A 4,496-nucleotide genomic window follows, 5' to 3' on the forward strand; every position below is an offset into this window, starting at 1 on the left:
GGCGTTCTCGGCGGGCAGCACTGTATCCGGCATGGGGTCCCAGGGAAGCGATTGAAGGCCCGCAAACGATATGATGATGAAAATGCCCGCGCAACTATTTTGATGAAATTCCGATGATTTATAAAATTACCCTTTAAATACAACGCATTGCTTGTAATACCGGCCAAATTCCACAGACCGGAGCGCCCTCAGACCTTGACGCACGATATCATATGATGAAGATTTTTAGCCGAATGACGCCCATTATGAAAATGGGTTGCCGCTTGTGTTCATTATTATGATGATGCCTTTCAGCGCATTCGCTGAAAGCGGTTGCCTTGGGAGAGGGGAAGCACGATGCGAGACAGTCACGATCCACGGCGGTTTTCGAACTGGAACCTGAACCGGCGCGATCTCTTCGGCCTCGGCGCCGGCGCGCTTGCCGCGAGTTTCGGCTTTGCCGCACGAGCTCAGACGGCGACTAAGCCCACCGCCCCGCCGCCGGCCAAGCCGACCGGCGTCGTCGTGGTCGGGCTCTCGCAGGAACCGGTTTCCTTCAACCCGCTGATGCCGGGCGTCGAGGTCGACGAAGTCGTCTGGACCAGCGTTTTCAACTCGCTCTGGGTCGCCGAGCCCGATGGCACGCTGCGCCCGGATCTCGCTCTCGCGGTGCCGAGCGAGGCGAATGGCGGCATCTCGGAAGGCGGCCTCGCCTGGACCGTGAAGCTCCGCGACAACGTGAAATGGCATGACGGCACGGCCTTCACCGCCGAGGACGTCAAATACTCGCTGGAACTGATCAACACCGCCGGCTTCAAGGCGCGCACGCGCGTCGGCCATGCCTTCGTCAGGGATATCGTGGTCAAGGGCCCGCACGAGATCTCGTGGCGGATGGAGAAGGCCTACGCCCCCTATCTCGCGATGCTGGCGAACACGCATATCGTTCCCAAGCACATCCTGGGCAAGGCGGCGGACCCGAATACGGCGCCGTTCAACAATGCTCCCGTCGGCACCGGCCCGTTCCGCTGGGGCACGCGACAGCCCGGCGACAACATCACGCTCGTCGCCAATGAGAGCTATCACGGCGACGGCCCTTATCTCGAGAAGGCGGTTCTCAAATACATCCCGGACCTGACGGCGCTCTATGCCCAGTTCCGCACCGGCCAGGTCGACCTGGTCATCATCTCGGGCATTCCCGCGAATTTCTACCAGGAGGCGATCAAGCTTCCCGGCCGCAAGGTCGCGGTCGCGCCGAGCGGCAATCTCGAGATCATCATGCCGAATCTCGGCAACAAGGTCTTTGCCGAGAAGGCCGTGCGGCACGCGCTCCATGCGGCGATGGACAAGCAGGCGATCATCGACGCGATCTATTATGGCGTGCYGAAGCCGACGGAATCCTTCGCGCCGCGCGAATCCTGGGCGTTCAACCCCGCCCTCCCCGTCCAGCAGCGCGATCTTGCCCGGGCCAACAAGCTGCTCGACGATGCCGGCTGGAAACGTTCCGGCTCGGGCACGCGAATGAAGAACGGCGTGCCGCTCGAGTTTGCGGTCTCGACGACGACCGGCAACCAGCTGCGCGAGCAATGCCAGCAGCTGATCCAGCAGGATTGGCAGCAGGTCGGCGCCAAGATGACGATCAACAACATGCCGGCAGCGGTGATCTGGGGCGAGTTCTACGTGCGCTCCAAATTCGAGTCGCTGCTGGTCGGTACGACCTTCCGCACCGGCGTCGACCCCGACCCGGCCTCGCGCTTCGCCTCCGATGCGATTCCGGTGAAGGGTGGCAGCGGCGGCAACTACATGCAGTGGGAAAATGCCGAGGCCGATGCGCTGATGAAGGAAGGCCAGGAAACCTTCGATCAGGAGAAGCGCAAGGCGATCTATTTCAGGCTGCAGGAGATCGTCCGCGAGGAGCTGCCGATCCTGCCGATCTTCCAATACGCGCCGATCGAGGGCGTGAAGGAAGGCCTGATCGGCTATCGCCCCAATATCAACCAGCGCCAGAACGCCTGGAACATGGGCAGCTGGTACTGGGCCAAGTGATTGGCACCGAGCGAAGTGATTGGCACCGGGTGAAGTGATTGAACGGGCGAAGTGACATGAAGCGCGGAGCGGCCGGGAGAACGGCGCCATGATCGGATTCCTCCTGCGCCGCCTCGGCCAGTCGCTGCTGTTGCTGCTCATCGTCTCGGTGATCGGCTTCGCCATCCTGCACCTGGCGCCAGGCGGGCCGCTCTCGCAATTCGCCGCCGGTGGCGACATGACCCAGGCCGATCTCGACCGCATCGCGGAACAGCTCGGCCTGAATCGACCCCTCCCCGTGCAATATGCGGAATGGCTCTGGCGCATGCTGAGCGGCGACTGGGGCCGCTCCTATCGCGACCAGCAGCCGGTGCTGCACGTCATCGCCTCCCATATCGGGGCGACGCTGGAGCTGATGCTGACCTCGACGCTGCTCGCCATGCTGCTCGGCGCCTGGGTCGGCATCCTCGGCGCGATCAAGCGCTATTCGATCTTCGACTCGCTGGCGACGATCGGCGCGATGATCGCGCTCTCGATCCCGACCTTCTGGTTCGGGCTCGTCATCATCTATGTCTTCTCGGTCGGCCTCGGCTGGCTGCCCGCCGGCAACCGCTACACGGTGGGCGACGGCTCCTTCCTGAACCAGCTGCATCACCTGATCGGCCCCTGCATCGTGCTGGCGCTGGTCTCGACGGCAGTCTGGAGCCGCTACATGCGCTCCTCGATGCTCGACGTGATCAACCAGGATTACGTGCGCACCGCCCGCGCCAAGGGCGTGCCGGAGCGGACCATCCTGCTGCGGCATGTGCTGCGCAACGCGCTGCTGCCGATGATCACCATCACCGGACTGCATGTGCCGACGCTGCTGTCGGGCGCGCTCGTCACTGAGACCGTCTTCACCTGGCCGGGCATGGGCCGGCTCTTCCTCGATTCGATCAGCTACCGCGACTATCCCGTGGTGATGGGCATCCTGATGTTCTCCGCCATGCTGGTGCTGCTCGGCAGCCTGATCGCCGACCTGCTCTACGGCGTCGCCGATCCGCGCATCGCCGGAAGCCACTGATGAGCCGGATGTCACCGATGAGCGAGAGGCGCCCTTCATGAGCATGGCCGAACCGATGCTTGCGCCCGCCCCGGGCTTCTGGAACAGCCCGGGCATGCGGCGCTTCCGGCGCCACAGGCTTGCGGTCTTCGGGGCTGCGACCATCACCCTGCTGACGCTCGCCTGCATCGTCGGGCCGTGGCTGCTGCCCTATACCGACACCTTCATCGACATCCGCTCCCGCTTCGCGGCGCCCTTCTCGGGCCCGCATGTGCTCGGCACCGACCCGCTCGGGCGCGACATCCTCGCGCGGCTCCTGATGGCGGGCCGCATCTCCCTCGCCGTCGGCTTTTCCGCCATGGCGATCGCGATGGCGATCGGCGTCGTGGTCGGGCTGGTCGCGGGCTTCTACGAGGGGGCCCTGGGCGCCGCGCTGATGCGCTTTGTCGACGCGATGCTGTGCTTCCCCTCGATCTTCCTGCTGCTGGCGGTCTCGGCGCTGATCCAGCCCTCCGTGCCCTCGATCGTGCTGCTGATCGCGATGACCTCCTGGATGGAGGTCGCCCGCGTCGTCGAGGCGCAGATCCGCTCGCTCAAGACGAGGGAATTCGTACAGGCCTCGGTCTCCTTCGGGGCCAGCAGCAAGCGCACCATGTTCCGCGTCCTGCTGCCCAATGCGGTCGCGCCGATCGTGGTTGCGGCCACGCTCAATGTTGCGCACGCGATCCTGGCCGAAAGCTACATCTCGTTCCTCGGCTTCGGCATCCAGCCGCCGACGCCGAGCTGGGGCAACATGCTCGAAAGCGCGCAGAGCTACCTGACCAGCGCACCCTGGCTGGCAATCATCCCCGGCGCCGCGATCACGCTCGCCGTGACCTCCTTCAACTTCATCGGAGATGGACTACGCGACGCACTCGATGCGCGGCAGGCTTGAGACGCCCATCAGACGGCCGCTCGAAAGCGCGGAGCGCGAGCCAGGGCTGCGCCGGCTTAACGCCGCGCCCGACATCGCCGGTCTCGCCGCCCATGTCCGCCGCCGCCTGCCGAAGCTGGCGCCCGCTTGAAGCCGGCCGCGGCCTGTTCCGAGCCTGCCCTCGCAGCGCGGGCAAAAGCCGCCCTGCCCAATAACAGATTTTGCCCCTCCATTTTTCGCAGGCACGCTTCCCGGACGGAGACGTCGCTCAGTGCAAAGTGGTCATGCCATGCATTTCCAGAGCTTCGACCACGCCGTCGAAAATCAGGCCGCCCCCGATCGCGGAAACAAAGAACCCGACAATGCGCGTGATCGCGTCGATCCCCATCGGGCCGATTCTTTGCGTGAGCTTCTCGGCATAGATCAGGCAGATATAGGTGGTGAACATCGTTGCCAGGATTGCCGCAGAAATGGCGATGAACGAGAGGATTTCCTTGGATGAATCCTTGATCGTCGCGGTCATCCCGATGATCGTGGCGA

4 protein-coding genes are annotated in these 4,496 nt (G+C 64.0%); 3 read left to right on the forward strand and 1 reads right to left on the reverse strand.

From position 1 onward, the window contains the following. The first annotated feature begins 336 nt into the window (after positions 1-336). From AC1D34_RS34305 to AC1D34_RS34315, 3 genes are all read left to right on the forward strand, one after another. Positions 337-2,022: a peptide ABC transporter substrate-binding protein gene (locus AC1D34_RS34305; protein ID WP_476826652.1), complete on the forward strand. Its 1,686-nt coding sequence runs from the start codon at positions 337-339 to the stop codon at positions 2,020-2,022. An 88-nt stretch (positions 2,023-2,110) separates the two neighbouring features. Then, positions 2,111-3,064 carry an ABC transporter permease gene (locus AC1D34_RS34310; protein ID WP_441493134.1) on the forward strand — a complete coding sequence of 318 codons (954 nt, stop codon included), beginning with the start codon at positions 2,111-2,113 and terminating at the stop codon, positions 3,062-3,064. A 37-nt stretch (positions 3,065-3,101) separates the two neighbouring features. Then, a complete protein-coding gene (locus AC1D34_RS34315) occupies positions 3,102-3,977 on the forward strand; it encodes an ABC transporter permease (RefSeq protein WP_441508420.1) in 876 nt (291 codons plus the stop codon). Positions 3,978-4,224: 247 nt separating this feature from the next. Here the strand turns inward: AC1D34_RS34315 and AC1D34_RS34320 are convergent, their stop codons facing one another. After that, positions 4,225-4,479 (reverse strand): MarC family protein, encoded by a 255-nt coding sequence (locus AC1D34_RS34320; protein WP_476826653.1) that lies wholly within the window; start codon positions 4,477-4,479, stop codon positions 4,225-4,227. Positions 4,480-4,496: the final 17 nt, after the last annotated feature.

It is taken from the genome of Allobosea sp. P1_A7, assembly GCF_056406775.1.

What these genes read in the sequence shown, in the direction of transcription:
- AC1D34_RS34320 (WP_476826653.1), bottom strand. Translation starts at nt 4,479, where the DNA reads ATGACCGCGACGATCAAGGATTCATCCAAGGAAATCCTCTCGTTCATC.
- AC1D34_RS34315 (WP_441508420.1), top strand. Translation starts at nt 3,102, where the DNA reads ATGAGCATGGCCGAACCGATGCTTGCGCCCGCCCCGGGCTTCTGGAAC.
- AC1D34_RS34310 (WP_441493134.1), top strand. Translation starts at nt 2,111, where the DNA reads ATGATCGGATTCCTCCTGCGCCGCCTCGGCCAGTCGCTGCTGTTGCTG.